20 protein-coding genes, 2 pseudogenes and 1 riboswitch are annotated in these 25769 nt (G+C 45.4%); of the genes and pseudogenes, 13 read left to right on the top strand and 9 right to left on the bottom strand.

From position 1 onward, the window contains the following. Positions 1-162: 162 nt before the first annotated feature. A complete protein-coding gene (locus KJS52_RS08430) occupies positions 163-1389 on the bottom strand; it encodes a cytochrome P450 (protein WP_213514292.1) in 1227 nt (408 codons plus the stop codon). A 191-nt stretch (positions 1390-1580) separates the two neighbouring features. Here KJS52_RS08430 and KJS52_RS08425 point away from each other — a divergent pair, with 191 nt between their 5' ends. From KJS52_RS08425 to KJS52_RS08415, 3 genes and pseudogenes are all read left to right on the top strand, one after another. Next, positions 1581-2195: a TetR/AcrR family transcriptional regulator gene (locus KJS52_RS08425; protein WP_213514291.1), complete on the top strand. Its 615-nt coding sequence runs from the start codon at positions 1581-1583 to the stop codon at positions 2193-2195. Between the two features lie 74 nt (positions 2196-2269). Then, a pseudogene (locus KJS52_RS08420) lies at positions 2270-2869 on the top strand (ABC transporter transmembrane domain-containing protein); the annotation flags it as partial. Positions 2870-2919: 50 nt separating this feature from the next. Next, positions 2920-3135 (top strand): annotated as a pseudogene (locus KJS52_RS08415) (beta-galactosidase); the annotation flags it as partial. Between the two features lie 97 nt (positions 3136-3232). Here KJS52_RS08415 and KJS52_RS08410 read toward each other — a convergent pair. Both KJS52_RS08410 and KJS52_RS08405 read right to left on the bottom strand, forming a co-directional pair. Further along, positions 3233-3754, bottom strand: a complete 522-nt coding sequence (locus KJS52_RS08410; RefSeq protein ID WP_213514289.1) for a CDP-alcohol phosphatidyltransferase family protein — start codon at positions 3752-3754, stop codon at positions 3233-3235. Positions 3755-3782: 28 nt separating this feature from the next. Continuing rightward, positions 3783-4370: a TVP38/TMEM64 family protein gene (locus tag KJS52_RS08405; RefSeq protein WP_213514288.1), complete on the bottom strand. Its 588-nt coding sequence runs from the start codon at positions 4368-4370 to the stop codon at positions 3783-3785. Between the two features lie 276 nt (positions 4371-4646). Here KJS52_RS08405 and KJS52_RS08400 point away from each other — a divergent pair, with 276 nt between their 5' ends. The 4 genes from KJS52_RS08400 to KJS52_RS08385 all read left to right on the top strand — a co-directional run bounded on the left by KJS52_RS08400 (position 4647) and on the right by KJS52_RS08385 (position 9331). Next, on the top strand, positions 4647-5345 hold the full coding sequence (locus KJS52_RS08400) for a response regulator transcription factor (protein WP_213514287.1): 699 nt from the start codon (positions 4647-4649) through the stop codon (positions 5343-5345). Further along, a complete protein-coding gene (locus tag KJS52_RS08395; RefSeq protein ID WP_213514286.1) occupies positions 5338-6678 on the top strand; it encodes a HAMP domain-containing sensor histidine kinase in 1341 nt (446 codons plus the stop codon). The genes KJS52_RS08400 and KJS52_RS08395 overlap by 8 nt, the downstream gene beginning before the upstream one ends. A 171-nt stretch (positions 6679-6849) precedes the next feature. Continuing rightward, the gene (locus KJS52_RS08390; protein ID WP_213514285.1) at positions 6850-7608 is read left to right on the top strand and encodes an SDR family oxidoreductase; all 759 of its coding nucleotides are present in this window, start codon (positions 6850-6852) and stop codon (positions 7606-7608) included. Positions 7609-8521: 913 nt separating this feature from the next. Further along, on the top strand, positions 8522-9331 hold the full coding sequence (locus tag KJS52_RS08385; protein WP_213514284.1) for an SDR family NAD(P)-dependent oxidoreductase: 810 nt from the start codon (positions 8522-8524) through the stop codon (positions 9329-9331). 76 nt (positions 9332-9407) lie between these two features. Here KJS52_RS08385 and paiA read toward each other — a convergent pair whose 3' ends face one another. The 6 genes from paiA to KJS52_RS08355 all read right to left on the bottom strand — a co-directional run bounded on the left by paiA (position 9408) and on the right by KJS52_RS08355 (position 13965). Beyond that, a complete protein-coding gene (gene paiA / locus KJS52_RS08380; protein WP_213514283.1) occupies positions 9408-9926 on the bottom strand; it encodes a spermidine/spermine N(1)-acetyltransferase in 519 nt (172 codons plus the stop codon). A gap of 28 nt (positions 9927-9954) precedes the next feature. After that, complete coding sequence (locus tag KJS52_RS08375; protein WP_213514282.1) at positions 9955-10269, bottom strand: DMT family transporter; 315 nt, start codon at positions 10267-10269, stop codon at positions 9955-9957. Between the two features lie 3 nt (positions 10270-10272). Next, positions 10273-10608, bottom strand: a complete 336-nt coding sequence (locus tag KJS52_RS08370; RefSeq protein WP_213514281.1) for a DMT family transporter — start codon at positions 10606-10608, stop codon at positions 10273-10275. An 87-nt stretch (positions 10609-10695) separates the two neighbouring features. Next, a riboswitch (guanidine-I (ykkC/yxkD leader) is annotated at positions 10696-10796 on the bottom strand. Positions 10797-10839: 43 nt separating this feature from the next. After that, entirely contained in the window at positions 10840-12090 is a 1251-nt protein-coding gene (locus tag KJS52_RS08365) for an FAD-dependent oxidoreductase (RefSeq protein ID WP_246563313.1), read from the bottom strand. A gap of 25 nt (positions 12091-12115) precedes the next feature. After that, positions 12116-12994 (bottom strand): carbohydrate ABC transporter permease, encoded by an 879-nt coding sequence (locus KJS52_RS08360; RefSeq protein ID WP_213514280.1) that lies wholly within the window; start codon positions 12992-12994, stop codon positions 12116-12118. 26 nt (positions 12995-13020) lie between these two features. Further along, a complete protein-coding gene (locus tag KJS52_RS08355; RefSeq protein WP_213514279.1) occupies positions 13021-13965 on the bottom strand; it encodes an ABC transporter permease in 945 nt (314 codons plus the stop codon). A gap of 109 nt (positions 13966-14074) precedes the next feature. Here KJS52_RS08355 and KJS52_RS08350 point away from each other — a divergent pair, with 109 nt between their 5' ends. The 6 genes from KJS52_RS08350 to KJS52_RS08325 all read left to right on the top strand — a co-directional run bounded on the left by KJS52_RS08350 (position 14075) and on the right by KJS52_RS08325 (position 25752). Next, positions 14075-15841, top strand: a complete 1767-nt coding sequence (locus KJS52_RS08350) for a sensor histidine kinase (protein WP_213514278.1) — start codon at positions 14075-14077, stop codon at positions 15839-15841. After that, positions 15819-17450 carry a response regulator transcription factor gene (locus KJS52_RS08345; protein WP_213514277.1) on the top strand — a complete coding sequence of 544 codons (1632 nt, stop codon included), beginning with the start codon at positions 15819-15821 and terminating at the stop codon, positions 17448-17450. Before KJS52_RS08350 ends, KJS52_RS08345 begins: the two co-directional genes overlap by 23 nt. A 110-nt stretch (positions 17451-17560) precedes the next feature. Next, positions 17561-19282, top strand: a complete 1722-nt coding sequence (locus KJS52_RS08340) for a type 2 periplasmic-binding domain-containing protein (RefSeq protein ID WP_213514276.1) — start codon at positions 17561-17563, stop codon at positions 19280-19282. Positions 19283-19599: 317 nt separating this feature from the next. After that, positions 19600-20706: a peptidylprolyl isomerase gene (locus tag KJS52_RS08335; protein WP_213514275.1), complete on the top strand. Its 1107-nt coding sequence runs from the start codon at positions 19600-19602 to the stop codon at positions 20704-20706. 47 nt (positions 20707-20753) lie between these two features. After that, on the top strand, positions 20754-24011 hold the full coding sequence (locus KJS52_RS08330; protein WP_213514274.1) for a discoidin domain-containing protein: 3258 nt from the start codon (positions 20754-20756) through the stop codon (positions 24009-24011). Positions 24012-24129: 118 nt separating this feature from the next. Continuing rightward, a complete protein-coding gene (locus tag KJS52_RS08325) occupies positions 24130-25752 on the top strand; it encodes a glycoside hydrolase family 5 protein (protein WP_246563311.1) in 1623 nt (540 codons plus the stop codon). The last annotated feature ends 17 nt before the right edge of the window (positions 25753-25769 follow it).

The following is a 25769-nucleotide window of genomic DNA, read 5'->3' as shown; positions in this document are numbered from 1 at the left end:
TTAATATGCGCAAAAGTAACAAAGGTTCTCGTAGCAGCTTGTTCATTTTTTACCGTATGCAGGACTGATGGGATTGCGCACCATCTCACTTAGCAGCGCGAGTGCTGCTAAGTGAGAACAACTTCATGACCAAGAAATTAACTATGACCACCATTACAAAAATTACTTATAAATTTTCATTGGCAATTGAACAAGCGACTGACCTGCAGCAGACTGTGCCAAGCTAGACTCCAAGTTGAATGGTATTGGTTCAATTCTTGAAACCTTCTGCGTAAAAGTATTCAATGCAATGTTCAGCTCTAATCTGGCTAAAGGAGCACCAAGGCAAAAATGCGGTCCTTTTCCGAAAGTAAGATGCTTTTTGCTGTTTTCACGATGGATATTCAAGGTAAATGGATCCTCAAACACGCTATCATCCATATTGGCAGCGCTCATCCACGCGACCACTACATCTCCTTTTTTCAGATTCACACCAAGTATATTGTTATCCTGCTTCACTGTGCGCTCTCGCTTACTAATATGGAAACGGTAACGAAGCATCTCTTCCACAGTATTCGGAATCCATGCAGGTTGATTTTGTAGTTGCTGGTATAAGGCTGGATCATCATAGAGGAATGAATAAAAGATGCTGGAGAGCATATGACTTGTTGTTTCAATTCCGGCTCCCAGGAAAAGCATAGTTGTTCTGACGACTTCGTCATCGGTGAAAGCCTCACCATCGACTTCTGCTTTTAATAAATCAGACATAATGTCATCTGTGGGATTAGAGCGTTTTTCTAATACAATGGGGTAAATATGCTGGTAATACGCTTGAGCAGCCGCCAGTTTCTTTTGTTCCAATGCTTGCCGGTCCCCGCCGTTATTTGGCTGAAATAATACATCGACCCATTCCTTAAATAAATGATGGTCTTGCGAGGGAACACCGAATAAATCGGCCATGACGATTGTTGGCAAAGGTCCTGCCAGCGCATTCACAATATCAACTTCCCCTGGCTCCATCTCGTCTACCAGTCTGTTAACGATCTGTTCAATTTTCGGTTCCCAGCTTTTTAAACTGCGTGGAGTAAATGCTGTTGACAGTAAGGCGCGATATTTTCTATGTCTCGGAGGATCAATTAAAGCAATTGCAATTTTGTCGGGAGGCGCGCCTTCCTGTGTACTTGTACCAACATCAATGGCAGTTCTTGAACCCTCGCTCGAAAAAATTTCGTAATTGCTAATTACTTCATTCACATCATCATACTTAAATACGTTCCACGTATTTGTTCCCTCATGATAATAGACGGGGCTCTCATTAAGCATCTTGCGATACCATTCCAGCGGGAAAAACTCTTCGGCTCTTGTTTGAAACTGCGGAATGTCCGCCAAAGAAATGATCTCTTTGTACATATCTCCAGTCCTCCCAAATAAAGATTAGTTAATTCCTTACAATAACATGTTAACACAATTTGTGCTCATTGGGCAATTTTGCTCAATGGGAAATGTTAATTCGCATTGTATTTCTCATTGGACTAACTAACACTAATTTGTTAGTATGAATTTCGTGAGTACATATCCCGATATTAAAGTGGTGTTTGAGTATGGAGAAGCAAAGTTTACGAGATATGAAAAAGGAAGCGACTAGACAAGCTCTGGCCAATGCTGCGTTTGAGCTTGCTCTTGAACGGGGATTGGATGGGGTTGTCATCGAGGATGTTGTTCATCGTGCCGGCTTTTCTCGAAGAACATTCGCGAATTACTTCTCCTGTAAGGAGGAAGCGGTGGCAGCAGCAGCAATTTCGTACAGTAACAATGATGAATTCGAAAATCTCCTTGCGAATATGGATGAAAGCATAACTCCGCTCGAAATTTTGTATCGGTTGATGAGGATGCAGCTAACAGAAGAGCTTTTTAGGAAAATGCGCGTGCTTGTATCCATTTCGAAACGGTATCCGACTCTTGAGCCATTTCTGCTTAGCATAATCCATCAGTTTCAAGCAGAGGGTAAGGAAATATTGGTTAACATCGTTCAAGGGCGATATCCCGAGCAGTACACACATCTGCTTGTTGGCGCGGTCTATGGTGCAATGCTGCCATTGCTCGACGGTAGTCTTAATGTACGATTTCCAGGACAAGTGACGGACGAAACTGATGAAGCCATGACGTTCGACCAGTATTTGGAGCTAACCTTTAATTGCTTGCGAAATGGTTTTTAATATTCAACAAAAATTGGCCACGGCGAATGCTGCCGTGGCCAATTTTTGTTGAACGCATTTCTTGCTGTATGTGCTTCAGAAATCAGCAGACTTATCTCGGCAGTGTCAATGGCCATGTAGAGTAAACCTTTACCGGCCATATGGTTATGAAAGTATTTAATGGCGAACGGAAAGCGCTGGCTGCATTCGATAAGGAAAATGAACATTTGGCAAAAAGCGCTCGAAAAGCAGAATTTTATTCGGGGTTAATGATGCCGCTCATGATGTTTGTTGGTAATTTAAGCTATGTCGCAGTCTGTATTGTTGGGGCGGCTTTAGCGGTCAACGGCAAGGTCACGATCGGCGGCATTCAAGCATTTCTTCAATATGTTCGAAATTTTACGCAACCAATTATGCAGCTCGCCGGCTTGTCTAGCCAATTGCAGCGAATGGCCGCAGCCTCGGAGCGAGTTTTTGAGTTTTTGAGCGAGAATGAAGAGCAGGAAATGGAGCTTAATGAAGAGACGAGCAATATTTCGCAAGGCCAAAAACAGCTGCTTACGATTGCACGGGCAATTTTGGCTGATCCTAAAGTGCTCATTCTCGACGAGGCAACAAGCTCAGTAGACACAAGAACGGAAATACTCATCCAGAAGGCGATGGACCAACTGATGGAAGGACGCACCAGCTTTATCAATTTGAAGAGCAGGGAATAGCTGCCGGGTGAATATTCCCGGGAGAAGACGAAAATCCGCTTAAGGATCGGGCTTGGAGCATGAACTTGTCCAATGTGCGTTCGATTTCGCCGAACTTCTGCGTGATGGAGCAGAAGTCCGGTCTGGGGCGGTTGGGGAGATCGGATCGAGATGGGAGCTCCGCGGCCTGGGCAGATCCGCTTTGGTCGTATCAATCCGTATTGATGGTACGGATTTGCTCGTCTACTTCCGATTGGCGTACAGCTTGATATGAGGAAAACGGCTTCACTTGAAATGCAGCCGTTTTCCTGTGTATTCCCTAAAGCCGTTTCCCATTTTGCGGAAATGGCTTTTTTATGTGGACTACATTTTTCTAATGCGAATGGTTGAAATCATTAGTAAGGACAAGATCAGCAGTAAAGCGAGCGCCAACAGAGCCGATATTCGATTGCTTGGAAAAGCTAATGCGTACATTGAAAGAAATGAACCAGCTAAAGTTATAGGTACTCCACAAAATGCTCCTTCACTTTTCATAGTATTATAGCGCGCTAAACGATAACATCCGCTTATAATGTACAACAACAGCAGCCAGAGTCCTACCAAATTCGCGAAATAGAGTTCATGGAAGCTGAACTTGTAATACAGCAATAAAGCTGATGCCACGCCAAACGAAACCAAGTCAGCCAATGAATCCAATTGAGTGCCTATTTCTGCATTAACTCCTAAATATCGGGCGATTTTACCGTCATATCGATCTATAAGTGCGGCAAGCAGAATATAAATTGCACTTAAAGCAAAGTTATGATTGATCGTTTCAAGTATAGAAAGAACTCCGAATGACAAGTTTGCAAATGTCAGAAGATTGGGGATATAGTTTTTAATCATTTGTTCACCTTATCCGATGTAGTTGTTATTAAGAATTGTTTTTTCTGTAAGCAGACAACAAATATATAAGTTTATCTTTGTAAATCAATCCTAGAACAAAAGCAAGGAGCGACACCGCAGATATAATGATGGTGGGTAAATAATTTTGCTCATAAAGGTTTGAGCCGATACTCACTGATGCTAAAATCCACGGAAATCTAGCCACAAGTAATATAGTGAAAAAAGTTGCTGGCTTTATTTTTGTTAATCCCGCAACATAAATAAATATATCTTTTGGCGTTCCGGGAATAATAAAAATAATGAATAAAAAGATCGAGATTTTTTTGTTGTCCATCAAATGTGCGATCCATTTATGCTTATTCTTGCTCACCAGCTTCTCGATAAATGACCCGCCAATAAATCGTGTGAAATAGAAAATGATTACTGCTCCAATCAATAATCCTACTACAGTGTAAATTGTGCCAAACCATATACCATAAATGTATCCTCCGGCAAGTTGTATAACTTCGCCCGGTATGGGAGCAATGATGATTTGAAGTATTTGAAAAAGGATGAATATGATTGGTCCTAAACTGCCTAATGAAAGGATATAGTTTCTAAATGTTTCGACTGACATCGTCAACCTTAGAATTTCAGGGGAATAGTAAATAAATGGAACAATAATTAATAAGCAGAGCATTGCGAGAGTTATTTTATGTGTGAGTATTTTTATAAAAGAGCTCATAACAGTCACCTTTTCTATGTCTTTTAATCACTAAAGTTTAAGGGGCATATCTTAAGATCCGGATATATAAATTCTTAAGAATTCTTAAGTCGTTTGAAAGCTGTAGTTTATATTGGATGAGCATTATATACTGGGCATGACGAATATTAACGAATGGAGAGATCGAAAATGGACAATGCAAGAAATATACTAATTGCTGATGATAACGAAGAAATTAGAGAAATTGTCCGTGTGTTACTGGAGAGTGAACAATATAACGTGTTTGAAGCAGTAGATGGCGACGATGCTGTGCATAAGGTAAATGAAAACATTGATTTAATTATTCTGGACATTATGATGCCTGGAAAATCAGGATTTAAGGCATGTATGGAAATTCGCGAAAAAACAAGCGCTCCTATTCTGTTTCTTACAGCGAAAACACAAGACTCTGATAAATACATGGCGTTTTCAGCAGGTAGTGATGACTACTTGTCCAAGCCCTTTTCATATACTGAACTGGTTTCAAGAGTAAAAGCATTGTTAAGAAGATACTATGTCTATAAAGGAAAAGAGGAAGCCATTTCTTCCAAGATCATTTATATTCATGAGTTAAGCATTAACCTGCACAACAATGAGGTGTTGCTTAATGGAAAAGAAATTGCACTAACAGAAATTGAACTAAAGATACTGCTGTTAATGGCGACACACCGAAAGAAGATATTTTCCGCTGAAAACATTTATGAGAGTGTTTGGGGGGAACCTTACTCTTACAGTTGCAATAATACCGTCATGGTACACATTCGAAATCTTCGAATGAAGTTAGAAAAGAATCCACAGACCCCGAAATATATTAAGACGGTTTGGGGAAAGGGGTATCGAATTGAATAAGAGATTTACTTGGGGAAAGCTGAAATTGCAGATGACCTTATATTTATTACTTTCATTTATGCTCTCAGTAGTCTTGTTTTGGCTGCTACAAACAGCAAGTGAAGACTATTTAAACCGAGCATTTATAGTTAACAATCAAGAGACGACGGGAATTATGGATTTCAAAAAATACGTCGCGGATAAAAACATTTCATTAGATGATCAACAAGCGATCAAAAACTGGGTTCGTGAGGAGAGGTATATTAATCTATACATTTATAAAGACAATCAGTTGGTCTACGCAACAGATGGCTACACCTCTATTACGGACCACGATAAATCTTTATTAAGTATCATTCTAAAGAGAGGTGACTTTGTCACTATTGAGTTTTCCAATACTAGCGCTCAAGTCTACATGGAGTATTTTTATGAATACAAGTATTACAATACAGTACTCATTGTATGTGTGGCCATCTCATTGTTGTTTTTTATATTTATCATGCTTTTATTCATTAACAAAAAAACATCGTATATCGAAATGATTGAAAGCGAAATAAAAATTTTAGAGGGAGGAAACCTTGATTATCCGATAACAGTAAAAGGCAAAGGGAAAGATGAGCTTTCTTCATTGGCTCAAAGTCTTGATGAAATGAGGAAAGCATTTAAGGAGAGGCTCAAAAATGAAGAAAAAGCGCGAGCTGCAAATAGTGAACTGTTAACTGCGATATCTCATGATCTTAGAACTCCATTGACAGCGTTGATTGGCTATTTAGACATTATAGAGTTTAAGAAGTACCATACCGCTGATGAGTTAACCAAATATATCCATAACAGTAGAGAAAAAGCCTATCAGATCAAACAACTGTCTGATAAACTGTTTGAATATTTTTCTGTGTTCAATTTTGATGATGAGGAATTAGAACTTGAACACTTTGACGGGAATCAATTGATCGAGCAACTGATTGATGAACAATTGTTAATTTTGCAACATAACGGTTTTCATTTTGAGTTAGTTTCATGCAGCACTCCCTTTGAGATCAAGATTCACTTAATATCAATTCGCAGAGTATTTGACAATTTATTTTCTAATATTATCAAATATGCGAATCCAGCCAAACCTGTTATCATTCGTTACCAAGTAAATAAGGAGTCGCTGTTTATACAAATTGAAAACCATATAAACACGGAAATGCAAAGCAGAAATAGCACGGGAATTGGTATGAAAACATGCAAAAGAATTATTGAAGATCATAATGGACAGATTTCTGTTACAGACAATCAAAATATATATTCGGTTTATATACAATTGCCTCTTTTAAACAACAACATAGAAAGAAATATAAATCAGGACTAAGGGCAATCTCTTGACATGAATTGAAAATAAGGATAAGCTAGCATAAAACATACATATGTATGTTTTATGCTAGCAGCACATTCTGAGGATAACTGCTTCAATTGAAATGTAACCGTTATCCTGTATGTTATCGAAGCTTTTCAACTTAAATTAAGAAAGAGGGAATTTACTATGAAGCTTTCAGGTAAAGTAGCAATTGTTACAGGAGCTGCTTCCGGCATGGGAAAAGCTATTGCAGAGCTGTTTGCGGTCGAGGGAGCTAAAGTTATCGTATCCGATCTGCGACAGGAGCAAGCCAGCCAGGTAGTAGAAACAATCGAGCAGCAAGGCGGTACAGCCCTCGCTGTACAAGCTAACGTAGCCTCAGAGGAGGATGTTCAGCAGCTGTTTGAGTCAGCGGTAAGCGCTTATGGAACAGTGGACATTTTAATTAACAATGCAGGCATTATGGATAATTTCGTACCGGCAGCAGATTTGACCGATGAGCTTTGGGAAAAAGTATTTGCGGTCAATACAACAGGTCCAATGCGAACAACACGCAAAGCGTTATCAATATTTGTACCTAAACAATCAGGCGTTATCGTTAATATTGCATCAGCAGGCGGCTTGTTCGGCTCACGCTCAGGTGCTGCGTATACCGCCTCCAAGCATGCAGTAATCGGACTTACTAAAAATGTTGGTTATCAGTACGCATCGCTTGGAATTCGTTGTAACGCAATTGCTCCTGGGGGAGTAAACACGAACATTTCTGCTTCGATGACAGCTCCTAATCCATTTGGTGCTGAGAAAGCAATGGCCGGCATGGGGCTTAATCCACGATTGGGAGAACCAGAAGAAATTGCAAAAGTAGCTCTTTTCCTTGCTTCTGAAGATTCCAGCTTTGTGAATGGTACGACAATCACTGCAGATGCAGGCTGGACAGCCTACTGAAGTGGAAGTTTAAAAAGCACGACTTTGATGACGACGTGATGCGTTGTAGCATAGTCGGCGGCGAATCTTGAACGCTAGCGAAAATTCCGGTGCTCACGTAGCAAGTGCCTACGCTGCGCTCCTCATTTTCTACTAGCGTCCAAGCTTCTTGGTCCTGAAAGCCCTGCTTTTTAAACTCTATTGAAAGGTAGTTTAAAAATTGGACTTTGATGACGATGCGATTGCGTTGGAGCATAGTCGACGTCGAATATGTCACGCTACCGAAGGCTCCGGTGCTCACGTAGTAAGTGCCTACGCTGCGCTCCTCACCTTCTAGTATCGTGCCATCTTCTTGGTCCTGAAAGCCCAATTTTTAAACCTTTATTGGAATAGGTCGTTCAAAAAGCACGACTTTGATGACGATGCGATTGCGTTGGAGCATAGTCGACGTCGAATATGTCACGCTACCGAAGGCTCCGGTGCTCACGTAGCAAGTGCCTACGCTGCGCTCTTCATTTTCTACTATCGTCCAAGCTTCTTCGAAAAAGCAGATAAAAAAACTACAGCGAAGGAGCAAAGCATCCGAAAAACGCAGTGTGTCGCCTTTAACATCGTAATGCAACCTTAAAAAATTAAATAGGAGCATTACGATTTAAAAAGCGACTGGAGGATGCATTGCTCCGAAGCGCTGAATAGGACGTTCAAAAAGCACGACTTTGATGACGCTGCGGAGCTTCATAGCATACTTAACGTCCAAGCTTCTTCGAAAAAGCAAATAAAAATGCACCAGCGAAGGAGCAAAGCATCCGAAAAACGCAAGTGTGTTGCCTTTAACATCGTAATGCAACCTTAAAAATAAACAAAGGAAGCATTACGATTTAAAAAGCGACTGGAGGATGCATTGCTCCTGAGCGCTGAAACAGGAGGATTGCAAATGACAGATTTCTCAAGTGTTAAAGGTAAGGTCGCAGTTGTAACTGGAGCTGCGGATGGTCTTGGAAAAGCGATAGCTCTTTGTTACGCTGAAAATGGTATGAAAGTCGTTGTTTCTGACATTAATGCTCAAAAAGGAGCCGCCGTTGTTGACGAAATTGCAGCTATTGGCGGGGAAGCGGTTTTCTACCAAACAGATGTAAGCAAAGAAGATGATGTTAAAGGATTAATTGATTTTGCCCTTGCAAGCTATGGAAAGGTCGATGGCATCGTTAACAATGCCGGTATTAGTGCCGAGAACCGGCCAACCCATGAATATTCTATTGAAGAATTTGATAGATTGACAGCGATCAATCTTCGTGGAGTATTTCTGGGCATGAAGTTTGGCGTTGAAGCGATCTTAAAATCTAAAGCTCCGGGCGGTTTTGTTGTCAATGTTGCTTCGCAAGCAGGGGTGCTGGGGAACAGCGCGATGGGGATATATGTTTCTGCCAAGCATGGCGTTGTAGGATTGACGAAAAGCGCTGCACTTGATTATGCGCCACATAACATTACGGTCAACGCAATTTGTCCCGGTACAATTCGCACATCCATTTGGGGCGATGCGCCGGAAGAGGTTATTGATCAATATGCCAAGCTGCTTTCGCCTAACGGAAGACTCGGCGATCCTAAAGAAATCGCTCACGTCGCCTTGTTTTTAGCTTCTGATCTGGCTCGTTATATGAGCGGTTCTACTATACTAGTAGATGCGGGATCTCATGCAGGAAAGGTAACTCCTGTTCAATGGTCACATCCGGAAATTCTTGAATAGCTAGCATGATCAACAACAGAGGCTGTCCGCTAAGACAGCCTCTTGTCTATTTAATTGAACTGTATCCTAATGGAATCTATATAATCGATTTCGTCATAATAAAATCGAGCTGCTCTTCATCACCTAGCTTAAAGATGTGGGAGCCTGTTTGCATAAAGCCTAGCTTTTTGTAAAAGGCAATGGCGTTTTCGTTTTGCTCCCAAACCCCCAGCCAAAGCTTTTCTTTTTTAAGCTGCTTTGCAATTTCGATCGCTTTATAAACTAGCAGCTTTCCGAGCCCTTGTTTAAGATGACTTTTTCTTATATAAATTCGTTCAATTTCAAGCGAATCATTGCCCATGCCTTCCGTTTGAGCCTCATCGATATTTAGCTTAAGGTAGCCTGCAGCTTCATCATTTGAATATATAATGTAAAACTGCGAGCAAGGATTCGAAAGCTCTTTTCTTAATTGATCCAGGTTAAAAGCTTTCTCCAAATATGCGCTCATGCTTTCCGGTGAATTTTGATTTTGAAACGTCTCTTTAAATGTCTCGGCACTAATTTCCTGAAGCAATGCCAAATCCTCGATGGAACATTTTCTGATGTGGACAGCCATTACATTTTACCTCCATAAGCAGCTCTTGTTAGCTTATTAGTTTTAAGCCTACAGCAGATCCCAGTATCATCGTTATAAATAAAATCCTTAAAATATTTTTCGGTTCTCCATAAAAAATCATGCCTAATATCGCGCCGCCAGAAGCGCCAATTCCTGTCCAGACTGCATAGGCTGTTCCCATCGGCAGTGTTTTCATCGCTAACGACAAAAATAGAAAGCTTAAGCCGAATCCAGCAAATAATAGAAGGAATGATGATACGTTGCGGTCTTTATTTACCTTGTTGATCATTAGCACGCCAAACATTTCAAATACCCCAGCTAAAATAAGAAATACCCAATCCATCTGTTACGCCGCCTCCTGTTCTTTCTCTTTGCTCATTAGCTTCAAGCCAATAACTCCAAGCAGCAGAACCCCGATTAGTATAAGCTTGCCGGCTTGAACAGGGGCGCCAAACAACAGGATGTCGGCTATAACTGTACCAGCCGTGCCTAAACCTACAAAAACAGCATAAACGGTACCGACAGGAAGCGAACGGGAAGCGGCAATCATTAAATAGAAGCTGACAATAATTGCAATTGCAGTAAGCACCCATTCCAATGCGCTGTTGGCATGCTTCAGTCCAATAACCCAGCCCACCTCAAATATTGCGGCAACAATAACGGATAACCATGTCTTGTTCAATTTTTTCCACTCCTTTTAAAAATTAGTATTTACAAGTGCAGCCAAAAACATAAAAAGCCCGGGAAATAAACTGTTTGCAACAGTTTTATCTCCCAGGCTTTTATCCCTCCGTGACACAACCTATTGGTTGCGAGTTATCTCTCGGACCTGCCCGATTTTGCAATCGCGGAACCCTAGATAACATTTAGCTTGCATCTCTACTTTCACATTATACACAGCCCCATGAATTTATCAAGTCACAAATACGACGCCTTGCTCAGCGAGGCGCTCATGCAGCCTGGCTATTGAAATATCCGCTACGGAAACACCAGCTTCAACAGCTAAAGCCGCAGCAATGCCTGCTGCCTGCCCCAAGGCATAGCAGGTTGCTTGCACGCGCATGGACGACATCGCGACATGAGTGGCCGATATGCTTCTGCCTGCAACTAGCAGTCCATCGATTTCTTTTGGCAGCATGCAGCGATAAGGGATGTCATAGCCGTCCAGCTTGCGTTCATCCGTATGAGCATCACCCGTCGGATTATGGATGTCGATCTCATAATTGGTCTGGGCAACAACATCGTCAAAGCGACGGCCGCTCGTTAGATCGTCCTCCGTCAACGTATAGCGCCCTTCGATCTGGTTCGTTTCACGTACACCTGCTTGGCCCGCTATATGGGATAAGATATGATTCGGATGACTCGTACGCTGTAAAAAGTATGCTACAGAGAACACTTGCCGCAGCAGCTCCTTCTCAGCGTAATTAATGTCCTCGATTTTTGCTCCGTTTCCTTTAACGCGAGTCATATTGACGAGCAATGTTCCATCTCCCATCGTGCTCCAGTGCAGGAGACGGCCCTGAGGTAGCTGCTCAATGCTTTCGTAGCGATAGCAGCCCTCCGGCAAATAAGGGCGCACCGGCTTTCCAGTGTCCTGCATCATAAACATAAGCGTCATCGGCTGCGTCAAGCCATCCTCCTCGCGACCAGAGCGAACTGGCACGCCGGCGTCTGAGGCTGCGCGCGCATCACCCGTGCAGTCGATGACGACATCGCTTTCAAATGCCCGCAATCCTTCACGCGTATTGGCGATAACCCCCGTGACGCGCTTGCTTTCTTTTATGACTGAGACGAAGCTCGTATGGTAGTACACCTTGACGCCTTCCTTCTCAAGCTTTTCGTTCAAATAAAGGCGCAGCTCGAATGGCGAATATTGCGGCCAGATCGATTCATGATGCGTGCTCGGCAGTGCGGCAGGCAAAAACTCGGCAATGATTTCCCGGTAAATGCCCGTTACATTGCCTACGCCCATAAAAATACTGACATTGCCAAGCGTGCCCATCCCGCCTAATTGCCCGGAATGCTCCAGCAAGATCGTTTTTCGCCCACAGCGGGCTGCGCTAATCGCCGCCGCCGTTCCGGCAGGCCCTCCGCCAACAATGATCACATCAGCCACATCGTATACGGGTACCGTTTGATGCATCATAATGTTTTTGCTATTCATACGCAGCAACCTTCCTTCCTAAAAATTATTCCTTAACTGCTCCCAGTACAATGCCTTTGACAAAAAAGCGCTGCAAGAAAGGATATACGACGAGAATTGGCAGCATTGCGATAAAGATTTGCGCAGCCTTGACGCTTCTGTTGGACAATAGCTCCAAATCCTCTGGCGTAATTCCGGTTTTGCTGAAATCTTGTACAACTACAATCGTCTGCAGCAGCGTAGCAAGCGGCCATTGCTCCTGAGATCTCATGTAAAGCATCCCGTCAAACCAGCTGTTCCAATGCCCGATCATCGTAAATAACGAAATCGTCGCAATTGCAGGCAGCGACACCGGCAAATAGACAGAGAAGAGAATGCGGAAGGTGGATGCGCCGTCCACGATAGCCGCCTCGTCTAATTCCTTAGGGAGCGCGCGGAAGAAGTTCATCATAAGAATCATATTCCATACATTGACAAGCCCGGGCAGGATAAGCGCCCAAAAGGAATTGATCAGTCCAACCTTCTCAATAAGCAAGTAATTGGGCACAAGCCCTGCATCAAAGATCATAATGAACAAGAAAAACCAAATATAAAATGTGCGAGCCTTGAAATCGACTCGGCTTCTCGACAAGGAAAATGCCGCCATAATCGTAACTGCCATCCCGAACAAGGTGCCGATTATAGCTCTGAAAACCGAGGTTTGAATGGCATTCAGAAAGTTAGGGTTTTCGAAGGTTCGCGCATAGCTTTCCATGTTGAAATCAATCGGGAAAAAGGTGACGAGATTAGATTCCGCCGCCGATTTCCCGCTAAAGGAAACGGCTAAAATATGAAGCATCGGCATAATGCAAAGAATAGATACGATAATTAACAGAGCGATATTGAAATAATAAAACGTTCTATACGATTTATTTTTGTAGTACATCGCGGTCTACCTCCGTTCATTCATCATTAGAAAATGCGATAGTTGGCCCATTTGTAAGCGATATAGTAGCCGCCGCTTATAAGAATAAATCCGACTAGCGATTTGAATAATCCAACTGTAGTAGCCAGGCTGTATTGGCCGTCCTGGAACGAACGGAACACAAATGTATCGATAATATCGCCTTCCTTCAGCACCAGCGGGTTAATAAGGTTATAGATTTGATCGAAGTTCGCGTTCAGCATGCTGCCAAGAGATAGCGTAAACACGACCACCATAATCGGCATTAGCGATGGCAGCGTAATATGGATCGTTTGCTGAAGTCTGCCTGCTCCATCGATTTCAGCAGCTTCATACAGGTCTGGATTAATGCCGGATAAAGCAGCAAGAAACACGATCGCAGAAAATCCAAACTCCTTCCACAAGTCGCTGACAATAACCGTTACGCGGAACCAAGTGCCATCGCCAAGGAACATGACAGGGTCTATATTCAGAAACGACAAGAAACGGTTGACGATGCCATCGATAGATAGCAGATCAAGCAGAATTCCGCCGAGGATGACCCAGGACATGAAATGGGGGAGATAGACCATCGTTTGAATCGAGCGCTTAAGCCCCATATTGCGCACCTCGTTGAGCAGCAAGGCGAACAGCACGGGCACGACCAAGCCGAATATTATCTTCAGCACGGATATAAGCAGCGTGTTCCAGATGACCTGCATCGTGCCATTCAACGTAAACATCAGCTTGAAATTATCCCATCCGACCCAGGGAGAGCCTTCGATGCCGAGCCATGGCTTGAAATCCTGAAAAGCCATAATAATACCAGGCATCGGCGCGTATTTAAATACGAGCGCAAGCACTACAGCAGGCAGCAGCAGCACATGCAATCTCCACGTTTTTTGGAACGGTATCCGTCTTATTCGCGCGGTTGACGATTGAGCGGTTGATGTTATAATGTGGGTGTTCTTCATTGGGTTTGCCTCCTGAAAGTCGTTATGCCAATATCTTATGGCAACGCTTTTATAGTTGTATAGAACACATCTTTAAGGTATCTGTTAATTTATTAAGGGGGGATGGAGATTGAAGCGAAGAAAACCGATCTTCGTCAAGATGACGGGGATTATTTTAATTGTGTTCATTCCAGTCGTTATGTTGTACTCGTATTTCAGCACGACCAGCTTGAATGTTATCGATAAGCAAACGAGAGCGTATAAGGAAAGTCAGCTGCTCTTCCTAAAAAGCCAGATTGAATCCAACGTCGAGCGGCTATCATTATCCTCAAACGTGCTAGCAAGGGATTCTTCTATTCTGGACCTGCATATTAGCATATTGCGGGAAGATTATTACCAAATGATAGAGTACCAAAATATGGTGAAGGAAAAGCTGCATTTGCAAAGCTTGTCCAGCCATTGGTCCAACGAGCTGTCTGTTTATTTGCCGGAAACGAAAAGCAGAATCTCGACCAATTTGAGCAGTGTCTATGATCCGGACGTGCTGGAGCGGACGGAGAACGGGGTATGGAAGTTTCAACCTGGCGACGCTGCAGGCTCCCCTTATTATCAATTGTTTATATGGGATCCGTACATGTCGAAGGATGATCCGAATTTGGTCAATGCGGTATTTGAGGTTCAGTTCAGCCTTGAAAATGTGCGTGAAATGCTGCGCCATTATAATCTCGATAATCCGGGCGACAGCTTCCTGCTGACCAGCAGCGGCTATGCATTTTCCGACACGAGCAATATGGACGCCAGCTTTCAGCTGCTGGGAGAGCAGCTGCTCCATGAGGAGCTGGGCGAGGTCGGCAATCGGGTTATGGAGATTAATGGCAAGCAGTCCTACTTGAGCTACGCGTACCTGCCGAATTTGGACGCATGGCTCATTGATTACGTGCCGCTGGATGTATTCCATGCGCCGGTCATTCAAAGCCGCAATTTATTCTACCTCAGCATGCTCGTGTTAATCGTAATGGGACTGGCCGCTTCGTACCTGCTGTATCTTAATGTGCAAAGGCCGTTGTCAGCCTTAATTAGAGGCTTGAAGCAATTCGAAATCGGCGACTACAATTTCAGGATTAAGCAAAAATTTCACAACGAGTTTGATTACATGATGCATCGATTTAACGATATGGCACACGAAATTCAAAATTTGATTCAAAATGTGTACGAAGAGAAGGATCGAGCCAGATTAGCAACGCTCAAACAGCTTCAATCGCAAATTAATCCGCATTTTCTGTACAATTGCCTGTCCTTTATTGCTGCTTGTGCGAAGGCAGGGCAGACGGATACGATCAAGGAAATGTGCTACCATCTTGGAGGCTATTATCGCTACACGACTCGCGTGGAAAATCAAAAGGCGACAGTGGAGGAAGAGGTTCGTCTTGTTCGTCACTATTTGCAAATTTACAGCTACAGGCTCGAAAGAATCGATTTCAACATCGAGATCCCTGAGCCAATGTTGTCGCTGCCCATTATGCGGCTCATCGTGCAGCCAGTAGTGGAGAATGCGATATTGCACGGAGTTGAGCCAAAGCCGGGAAGGGGCATCGTGCTTGTTTCCGGCCGTCAGGAAGCGGGCTGGACTATTATTCAGGTGGACGACAGCGGAGTAGGCATGACGGATGAAGAAATCAAGCACTATATGCAGCGGCTGGAGCTTCCCGTACATGATCAGGGCGGCTTTGGCATATGGAATGTGCATCAGCGGCTTAAGCATCACTTTGGACCGGGAGCTGGCGTTACAATCAGCCGCTCTCATGTGCTGCCCGGGCTTTGTGTCACGTTGCGCTGGAAGTCTGAAATAAGCGAAAAAACGGAGGAGAACAACTATGTGCCAGCTTTTATTCGTTGAGGATGAACCCGTTTTATTAAAGAGCATGCTAGCCAATGATTGGGCGGCTATCGGCATAGCCGATGTTTTTGCGGCTTCGTCCGGTCTGGAGGCGCTTGCTATACTTGATTCCACGGCAATCGATATTGTTGTGACGGATATCAGGATGCCCGGCATGAACGGGCTTCAGCTGTGTGAGCATATTCGTGAGCATTATCCGGGCATTAAATGCATTTTGCTTTCCGGATACGGAGAATTTGAGTATGCGCAAAAAGCGATTCAATCCGGTGTCGTCAATTATTTGCTCAAGCCGATTAAGGACGAGGAGCTGATGGACGAGATTTCACGGGCGAAGCAGCTGATCGAACAGGAGCGGGAGCATCATAAACACGGCATGCAAATGGTTCAAGCGATTCGTTCCCATCTTCCGCTGCTGCAGTCCAGTTTGCTTGGCGATTTGCTGAGCGGCATGCGCTTGCCGCATCGTGTTTTACAGGAACGAATGGAGGAGTATGGCCTGTCGTTTGAGCTGGAGCGCGACTATCCGCTCTTCATGATACGGCTTGACCAGTCCGGCTCTGCGCTTGGCGACGGAGATGCATCGTTGTATGAATTTGCTGTGCATAACATCGTGAATGAAGTGCTGGAGCCTGGCTATGAGCTGTGGTTTACTCGCGATACTTACGGCTATATGTGTTATTTGCTTAAGGCAAGGAGCGACGAGCTAAGTGGCGAATTAAGCGGCGCGACAAGCGAGGAGCGGCTTAAAGAAGTCGCCCGCGAGCTAACGATCAAGGTTCAAGCCTACTTGAAGGGGACGATTTCCATTATGATCGGGCCGATCGCGTCTTTCCCTGCGGAGCTCGTCAATCAATACCGCAAATGCTTGAACGCATTTCGCAAAATTTCCCACAGCGACCACGCCATTATTACTAGCTTAAGTGAGGCCTATTCTCAATTTCGGCCGCTTGAGTCCTTGTATGCACCTCCAAGCTTTCAGCAGCTGCTGGAGGCGGAGCGCTGGTCGGATGCTCGCAAAAAACTGGCGACTATGTTTGCGGAGATGAAAGACAGAAAGCAAGATACGGAAGAGAATATGATGGAGATCGTCTATGCGCTAATGAACGCGTTTCTGTTCAAGGCGCATCTGCTGGGGAAGTCGTTGATGGAAATGACCGGCTTTGAAGCAGATATTGTCACAGAGCCAGGACTGTTCAGCCGCCTTGATCAAGTGACGCAATGGGCGGAGCTGACGCTGCAAAGCATGGAAACTTCGAGCGTGCGGGATAGCAAGGACAACAAAAATCAGTTGATTCTTAAAATTCATCGCTTTATTGAAAGCCATATTGCCAAGGATGTGTCGCTGCAAGCGATAGCGGATCATGTAAGCCTGCATCCTGCCTATCTTTCCTCGTTGTACAAACATGAAACGAAAGAAAACATTAGCGACTATATTATGCGTTATCGGATGGAGAAAGCCAGCTCCTTGCTGCGTACAACCGATATTAAAATTTATGAGCTTTCCGCACAACTGGGCTTTCAAAACCCGCCATATTTCAGCAAGCTGTTTAAGTATTATTTCGGTGTTACCCCGCAGGAATATCGGAATCGAAATCAAGCTGAATCTTAATAATTTTATATAACATCTTAAAACTTTTCCTCTTAACCCGGTTGTAAGCGCTGTAATAAAATGATGATGCAGCTTATTACAGCAGACTTAAGGGAGGTCGGCATAAGAAAATGGTTAAAAAATTAATGTTTTTTATTGCTGCTGCAACGATGATCGTTATGCTCGCAGCATGCTCATCGAATGGCAGCAATGGCAATCAAGGAAATGCCAGCAATTCGAGCAACAATGGAGGCACGGAGGCATCGCAGCCGCCGGAGGTTGTTGTTGATCCGAACGCAGAGGCGATACAGAATGGCACCTACAAATTTGATCCGCCAGTCACGATTACAACGGTTAAAGCAACAGATGGCACCTTTAAGTTCAAAAACGGCGAAAATTTGGACAATAATGTTCATACGAGATGGGCGCTTGAGGAGCTGGGCATTGAGCTTGAAAATTTATGGGAGTCACCTGGCGATCAATTTGCGACTAAGGTTCGTTTGATGCTGACTTCCAAGGAATCGCTGCCTGATGTTTTGATGACGGAGGATATGAGTCTCATTAACGAATTGATCCAATCCGGTCACTATCGAGATATTACGCAGGATTTCGAGATGTATGCTTCTCCGGCAGTTAAAGAAGTTTATAACTCGCATCCGCTTATGTGGAGCCAGGTAACTCATGAAGGAAAGCGCATGGCGATACCGAACTTTGCCTATGCAGGCAACGATAACGGCGTGCTGTGGATTAGACAGGATTGGCTCGATCAGCTTGATTTGGAGGCTCCGACTACATTTGAGGAGCTGGAAGCGGTGATGCAGGCTTTTCTGGATGCGAATTTAAGTAAAGCTGGCTCAGTCATTCCTCTTGGATTAAGCCTTGGAGCAGGAGGAAATCAGCCGAATCCGTTCGCGGGCTGGCTGGGAGAAAGCACATGGGTGTTCGGACCTTATGGCACAATTCCTTATCAATGGCTAGAGCGGGACGGACAGCTTGTGCACGGCTCGACGCTGCCGGAAATGAAGGAAGGCTTGAAGCGGCTGAACGATTGGTATAAAAAAGGTTATATTTCTCAGGAAGCGGGACTGCATGACGAGAACAAGCTGGCAGAGCTGATTGGGCAAGGCCGAGTTGGCATGGTCGTTGCGCCATATTGGCTGCCTAACTGGCCGATACCGGATTTGAAAAAGAACGTCGAAGGGGCGGAAATGCTGCCGTATCCATTGCCGACCTTCAACGGCAAATCAGGTGCGCGCGACACAACCTTCTTGCGCGGAGGACTGCTGGTGAAGCAAGATTTTGAGCATGTTGACGCCTTATTTCTTTACTTGAACCGCATATTTGGTCGCGTGACAGGCGAGCCGGGCAACGAATTTGAAAACGGCTGGGCGCTGGATTATGATTACACCGTTCTGGAGGATGGCAGCATCTCTCTGGCAGATGAAGATATTCCGGGCGGCAAGGTTGGCGTAGCGAAGTATTTGCTCATAGAGCCCAAAAATCCATTTACCAATTTGCGAACTTTGGCAGAATTAAGCCGAGGCAAAGAGCCAGAAACCTCTACCGAAAAACGTGCGGCACTTACTAATCCGCTTACGATGAAGGCCGCGGAAATCGTTGACGACGGCTGGAAGAACGGCTCAGCAATCGCGCAGCAGTTCACCGGAGCACCGACTCCTGCCATGCAGTCGAAGAGCGGTATCCTGGTCAAGCTCGAGGGCGAAACGTTTATGAGTATGATCTACGGCAATAAGCCGATCGACGATTTCGATAGCTTTGTCCAGGAATGGATGAAAATCGGCGGAGAGGATATTACGAGAGAAGTAAACGAATGGTATAAAACCGTTCAGTAATGGAAGGTGGGGCTGACCTGTAAGCCTCTTAGCAAGGTTGAAGTGAAGGTTTTAAGAATCTGGATAACGTTAAATGTTCCGTTTGGAGGCAATGGACAATCTAACGAATATCTATAACCTTAAGAGCGGAAAACCACCTCAAATACGGGGGAATCCGGCTAATAAGATGCTGTATATTCCTTAGAATGAGAAAGGCTTCATTGGTCACCAATAACGTTATCCAGTTTCCTTAGCGATAAGTCATCCCTTTGCCAGCCTTTTAGTCCTTTACTGTTCAGACAGCTCCAACACAATATTTCGGAGGAGGAGGTTAAGCGATGCTGCGCTATCAGGCAAGCAAAATAATCGTTGCAGCTATTGGCTTGGCGACTGCAGCGGTTCTCCTCTTTTTTCAGCTTCAGGCACAGGATTCAATCCGCTTACAAACAGACACGCCGCTTGCCAAAATCAACGAGGATGAGCTGACATTAGCGGAGCTGAAACACTTTATACATGTGCATAGAGCTTCTGTCATTGACTATTTTATACGTGAGCACGGTGCAGACGTGCATACTGGATTTTGGCACGAACAGTTCCAAGGGGAGGTTCCAGGCGAGAGGCTGCTGGCTGCTGCTATTGAAGAAGCGGTTCGAATGAAGGTCGAGCTGCAGCTTGCACGGCAGCATGGAGTTGTGAGCGAAATTTCATATCGCGCGCTGCTGCAGGAAATGGAAAAGGAAAATGAACGAAGAGAGGCAGCTATTGCTCGCGGAGAAGCAGTATACGGACCGTCTCGGTTTGATGAGAGCAGCTTCATCGATTTTTATAAAAGCAAAACGGCCGCATTGCTTAAAAAAAAGATTGCCGATTCGCAGCTCCTTCCTTCCGAACAACAGCTCAAGGACTACTACGAATCGGTTAAAACCGAGCTCTACCCGGTAGAGGATCACATTCTGTTTGAAAAATTTGCGATATCCTACAAGCAAAATGGCGAGCATTCGGAACCGTTGAAGGAGCAGACGTTGCGCGCCGCAGAAGCGTTAACACAACGTTTGGTTGCCGGCGACAGCGCAGAAGCCTCCATAAAGGCTCTGGAAGCGGACATTGCTTCCACAGCAGCCGTTTTCGAAGGAACACTTGTGCTTGATGAAAGCAATGCTTCGCAAATGTACAAATCGCAGCAGCAGCTTTATGCAGCGCTGCGAAATAGCGATGTTCTCAATCCAGTGCCGCTCATTATCGACAATACGGCTGAAGGGCGCTATGAGGTGGTCAGAATTGTCGAGCGTGAAACGGCAGAAGCGCCGAGCTTTGCAGAAGTAAAGGATATTGTTGCGATGAAATATATTGAGATGGCCTATGAACGATATGTCGATTCGCATGTTCAAGCGGCAAATATTCACTGGTTAATAGATTTAGATTATGAGCAGCTTGTTGAAGCTTAACTGATTTTAATGAAAGCGTTTTACTATAATCATGGGAGGTAAAATGCATGAAAAAATTGGCTTATAGAGCTTGGTGCGTACTGCTTGCGATCGTTCTCATTAGCGGCGCAGGCATTAGCGTGGGCGTTGATGAATGGAAGACCGTCGCAGCGACAGCAGGAACGGTATACTATGTTGATGCTGTAGATGGTGATGATTCCAATACCGGCACAACTGAGAGCTCGGCTTGGAGAACGCTGAACAAGGTGAACGCGACGACGTTTTTGCCTGGCGATACGATATTGTTCAAAGCAGGCGGCGTCTGGAAAGGAACGCTATATCCAAAGGGCTCGGGAGCTGACGGCAGCCCGATCAAAATCGACAAGTACGGCAGCGGGCCAAAGCCGCTGATCGCAGGCAACGGGGCAAGTGCTGCTGTATATTTTTATAGTCAGGAGTACTGGGAGGTTCGCAATTTAGAAATTACGAACTACGCAGACACGCAAGGAGAACGGCGCGGCATCCATGTTGCAGGAAGCAGCGGCGGCTGGAATAATCCGAAGGTCTATCGGCATTTTGTATTTGAGCATTTGGATATTCATAGCGTCAAAGGCAGTCTAAGCATGGATTACGCGCATAATGGCGGCATTATTATTTGGGATCCAAGCTGGAACTATATTGTGACCGATGTGACGATTAAAAATAACAAAATTTACTCGCTGGACAGCGTCGGAGTTTATTTAAACGGCGGCAGCAAAGGTTTTTCCTTCAACAACCGAGTGGCGGATAACGTTATGTATGACATTGGCGGTGACGGCGCAATTGTACTCAATACGACAAATGGAGTTATCGAGCGCAATGTTGTCTATGATACGCATAAAAGATCAAGCAGCTATCATGTGCCGCTATGGTTTTTTGAGTCAAAGGATTCCGTTATCCAATACAATGAGGTGTTTAATACGCACCCGGGCGGCGACGCGATGGCCTATGACGCGGACTACAAAAGCGAAGGAACTATTATCCAATACAACTATAGTCACAATAATGCGGGCGGCATGACGCTGGCTGTCAATGATGGAACGAACCCGGCCAATTACAATCGAAATACGGTAATACGCTACAATATTAGCCAAAATGATTTGGGAGCGGTCTTTAATTTCAGCGGCACGCCAGAGAACACTCATATATATAACAACACCGTCTATATCCCGCCGAATTCGACCACCAAGGTAGTCGATACGCTTAACTGGGGAGGCTGGGCCAAGGATACGATTTATACGAACAATATTATCGTCAATCTCGGAACTGGCGGATACAACTTCGGCTCCAGCACAGGCAATGTATTTGATAACAACCTGTTTTACGGCAATCACCCGACAAGCGTGCTTAACCTGGACAACAATAAAATTGTTGCTGATCCGATGCTGGCTGCACCGGGCACGGGCAGAATCGGTCGAGATACGCTGGGAGGCTATCAATTGCTTGCAGGCTCGCCAGCAATCGGCAGCGGCAAAATGATTCCAGGCAATGGCGGTCTTGATTTCTTTGGAAATCCGGTACCTTCTGATCAAGCGCCGAACATTGGGGCTTATGAAGGGAGCGGCCTTGCAGCCGGGGAAATTCCACCGGGTGCTGAGCTGGTGAATTTGCTGGAGAACCCGGGCTTTGAGGACGGGGCATTCGGCGGATGGACGAATGCGTACAACGGTGCGTCAATTGTCGCGGAAGGAGCGCGCACCGGCAATTATGCGGCGAAGCTTGTGAACGCTGTATCCGGAATCGAGCAAACGGTCACGCTTAAGCCTAATACGATTTACAAGCTGTCTGGTTATGCCGTAAGCACGAATGGCGGGACGGCGGTACTTGGCGTCAAAAACTATGGCAATCCGGCGAAGGATGTAGCAATCGGCGGTGCGGTTTATACGGGCCGCGAGCTGATGTTTATTACAGGCTCGCAAAGCACATCGGCTGTTGTCTATATGTATAAGCATGGAGGCACGGGAACAGTCACCTTCGACGATCTGCTGTTGTTTGAATACGGCGAAATTGAGCCGCCTGCCGAGCCGCCAGAGCTTGATACAGAGCTGCCGGGCAAGCAAAACCTGGCTCCGCTGGCGAATGTGACAGCAAGCTCCAGCCAAGCAGCCTATCCTCCTGCGCTCGCAGTAGACGGACTTAAGGATTCGCCGAGCAGATGGATTACTAGCGGCAGCAGCACGCCGCCACACTGGCTTGAAATGAGCTGGGATCAGCCGTATGAAATTGATCGTGTCCGCGTATGGAGCGGAGCCGGAACGGGAGCTATAAATTGGCAAATACGAGATTATCAAATCCAATACTGGAAGGATGGTCAATGGATAACGGCAGCCGAGGTTGTGGGTAATGATAAGGATGGACGCATCGGACAATTTAATGACTTGACGTTCGCGCCTGTTCAAACAGATAAAATTCGCATCTACATTACGAAAGGAACCGAAAGCGCGCAAACAAGCGACAACCAGGCAAGGCTGTTCGAGATTGAGGTATGGGAGCATGATCCTGACCAGTCTGAACCAGAAGTTACGCCGATCTATGTAAACGGGATCGAGGTAAGGCCTGACAATCGGATTACGAGAATTGATGCTGGAGAAGCGCTAGCCTTTCATGCTTCAGTATTGCCGGCCAATGCCAATAATCGCGCTGTGAATTGGCGCGTCGAAAGTAGCGACGGCCAGCCGACAGCATTGGCAGCTATCGACGAAAACGGCGTAATGACAGCGAATGCTGCCGGAGTCGTCAAAGTGATTGCTGAGGCTAAGGACGGCTCAATGGTAAAGGGCGAGGCTATAATTGAAATTACTACTGCGCCTGCTCATGCTAATATTGCACCGCTAGCATCGTTAACGGCGAGCTCATCTCATGAAAATGGAAGCTTCCCTCCAGAGCTTGCGGTAAACGGCATCCGCTATTCAGGACCTGATCGATGGATTAGCGGTCCGGAAGGGCCGCATACACTTGAGCTATTATGGGACGAATTGTACGAGGTGGATCAGGTCAGGCTGTGGAGCGGACAGATTGACGGAAGAGGGATGCAGATTTCTGATTTCAGCATTCAGGCTTGGGACGGTCACACATGGCAGACACTAGCTTCCGTCGTTGACAACGAAGAAGACCATTATGACGGCAAGTATAATGATTTGAAATTTGCTCCTGTTGTGACGGATCGCATTCGCTTGCATATTACGAAGGGGAATGCAGTATTTGATAATCGGGCAAGATTGTTTGAAATTGAAGTGTATGGCGAGCAGGCAGGAGAGCAGCATAGTGCTGCGCAAGAAAGCCTTTAACAAGCAGAGGATTTTCAACAAAAACAGTTGCTTATTGAAGGCAATAGAGGCCTATTTACGTTAAAGTGATTGAAAGAGCCGTATGCTGAAGCTGTTGGCATTGGGGGAGGACGAGAAGATGATGGAGCGAATGGAAACTGCATCTGACCATACTGTAACGGGATTTGTTCGAGCTGATGGAACCCGACTGGTGAATGGAGCAGGACAGGAAATATTGCTGAGAGGCGTTGGACTTGGAAACTGGCTGCTGCCGGAAGGGTATATGTGGAAATTTCCCGAGGAAGGTGACCGTCCACGAAAAATTGAGAGGATGGTTGAACATTTAATAGGGCCTGATAAAGCGGCTGACTTCTGGGCGCTGTACTGGGAGCGTTATACAACGGAAGCTGACATTAAGCAAATAGCAGCAGAAGGCTTCAATTCGATACGGCTGCCGATTAATGCTCGCTTTCTGCTGGAGGATGAGGAGGAGCCGCTTCGCATTCAAAACGATCGTTTAGCCTATATAGATCGGTTGATCGAATGGTGCAAAAAGCACCGCTTGTATATCATTCTCGATTTGCACGGTGCTCCCGGCGGGCAGACGGGGGCAATTATTGACGATTCGGCACGGAATCTTCCCGAGCTGTTTACCGAGGAGAAAAACAGGCGCCTTACGATCGAATTATGGCGGCTGCTTGCAGAACGCTACAAGGACGAATGGATTGTTGCCGGCTACGATCTATTGAACGAACCGCTGCCTGACTGGTTCTCAGCATACAACGATCAGCTTATGCCTCTGTATAAGGAGCTGATTGCTGCGATCAGGGAAGTGGATAGTCGCCATATGATTATTTTGGAAGGGGCGCATTGGGCAACCGATTGGTCTATATTTACCGAAAAAACGGATGATAACCTGATGCTGCAGTTCCATAAATATTGGAGCAACCCTGACACGGAAAGCTTGCAAGCATATTTGCATAAGCGGGAAGAGTGGAAGGTACCGATCTTTATGGGGGAAGGCGGAGAAAACAACGATGACTGGTACGTCGGAGCCTTTCAATTGCTGGAGGACCACTGTATTTCATGGAACTTCTGGCCGTGGAAGAAAATGGACACTGGCAATTCCCCTTGCTCGATAACAATGCCTGCAGACTGGAGCAAGCTGGTGCGCTACCTGGAAGGGGGAGAGCAGCCAGATACGGCTGTTGCTGAGCAAATTTTATGGGAGTTTCTGGACAATATTCAGTTTGAGCGCTGCACGTACCAAGCACATGTCGTCCGTGCTTTATTCCGTCGGGCGCCGCTGCGGATTCCAGCGATTTTCTACGGCAATCAAGGAGAAGGCGTCAGCTTTGGCAGAACTGCAAAAACGGAAAATCAACTAGGCTTCCGCGTACAGGATGGAACAGGCATCGGATTCGAGGAAGGGGGAGAGCCGCGTCACAATTATTGGCATGGGCGAGGACAATCTGAGCAGCGGGTATTCGTTCAATTAGAGCCGGGAGATTGGCTTGCCTATCAATTTACAGTAGTCCGTTCCGGGGAACATAGGTTGCGGATCAAGCTATTTCCTGTAGAGGAGAGTGTAACTGCTGCGATTACGGCCAACGGAAAGCATATTGGCAATATAATGGCCTCGGATGTCGGCAAGTGGCAGACTGCTGAGCTTGTGCTTCACAACTTGGCTCCGGGACAAGTGAAACTGATTATCCAAGCGGAGGTTCAGCCGTTAAAGCTTGAATGGGTTGAAATGATATAGCTAGGCTTGAAAAAGCT

Source organism: Paenibacillus montaniterrae (genome assembly GCF_018403185.1).
In the GTDB taxonomy this organism is placed as follows: Bacteria; Bacillota; Bacilli; order Paenibacillales; family Paenibacillaceae; genus Pristimantibacillus; species Pristimantibacillus montaniterrae.
The sequence above is the reverse complement of the archived record's forward strand: the minus strand, read 5'-3'. Positions and strand labels throughout refer to the sequence as shown.

Coding starts and splice junctions, on each gene's coding strand:
- KJS52_RS08430 (WP_213514292.1), bottom strand. CDS start 1,389: ATGTACAAAGAGATCATTTCTTTGGCGGACATTCCGCAGTTTCAAACA.
- KJS52_RS08425 (WP_213514291.1), top strand. CDS start 1,581: ATGGAGAAGCAAAGTTTACGAGATATGAAAAAGGAAGCGACTAGACAA.
- KJS52_RS08410 (WP_213514289.1), bottom strand. CDS start 3,754: ATGATTAAAAACTATATCCCCAATCTTCTGACATTTGCAAACTTGTCA.
- KJS52_RS08405 (WP_213514288.1), bottom strand. CDS start 4,370: ATGTCAGTCGAAACATTTAGAAACTATATCCTTTCATTAGGCAGTTTA.
- KJS52_RS08400 (WP_213514287.1), top strand. CDS start 4,647: ATGGACAATGCAAGAAATATACTAATTGCTGATGATAACGAAGAAATT.
- KJS52_RS08390 (WP_213514285.1), top strand. CDS start 6,850: ATGAAGCTTTCAGGTAAAGTAGCAATTGTTACAGGAGCTGCTTCCGGC.
- KJS52_RS08385 (WP_213514284.1), top strand. CDS start 8,522: ATGACAGATTTCTCAAGTGTTAAAGGTAAGGTCGCAGTTGTAACTGGA.
- paiA (WP_213514283.1), bottom strand. CDS start 9,926: ATGGCTGTCCACATCAGAAAATGTTCCATCGAGGATTTGGCATTGCTT.
- KJS52_RS08375 (WP_213514282.1), bottom strand. CDS start 10,269: ATGGATTGGGTATTTCTTATTTTAGCTGGGGTATTTGAAATGTTTGGC.
- KJS52_RS08365 (WP_246563313.1), bottom strand. CDS start 12,090: ATGAATAGCAAAAACATTATGATGCATCAAACGGTACCCGTATACGAT.
- KJS52_RS08360 (WP_213514280.1), bottom strand. CDS start 12,994: ATGTACTACAAAAATAAATCGTATAGAACGTTTTATTATTTCAATATC.
- KJS52_RS08355 (WP_213514279.1), bottom strand. CDS start 13,965: ATGAAGAACACCCACATTATAACATCAACCGCTCAATCGTCAACCGCG.
- KJS52_RS08345 (WP_213514277.1), top strand. CDS start 15,819: ATGTGCCAGCTTTTATTCGTTGAGGATGAACCCGTTTTATTAAAGAGC.
- KJS52_RS08340 (WP_213514276.1), top strand. CDS start 17,561: ATGGTTAAAAAATTAATGTTTTTTATTGCTGCTGCAACGATGATCGTT.
- KJS52_RS08335 (WP_213514275.1), top strand. CDS start 19,600: ATGCTGCGCTATCAGGCAAGCAAAATAATCGTTGCAGCTATTGGCTTG.
- KJS52_RS08330 (WP_213514274.1), top strand. CDS start 20,754: ATGAAAAAATTGGCTTATAGAGCTTGGTGCGTACTGCTTGCGATCGTT.
- KJS52_RS08325 (WP_246563311.1), top strand. CDS start 24,130: ATGATGGAGCGAATGGAAACTGCATCTGACCATACTGTAACGGGATTT.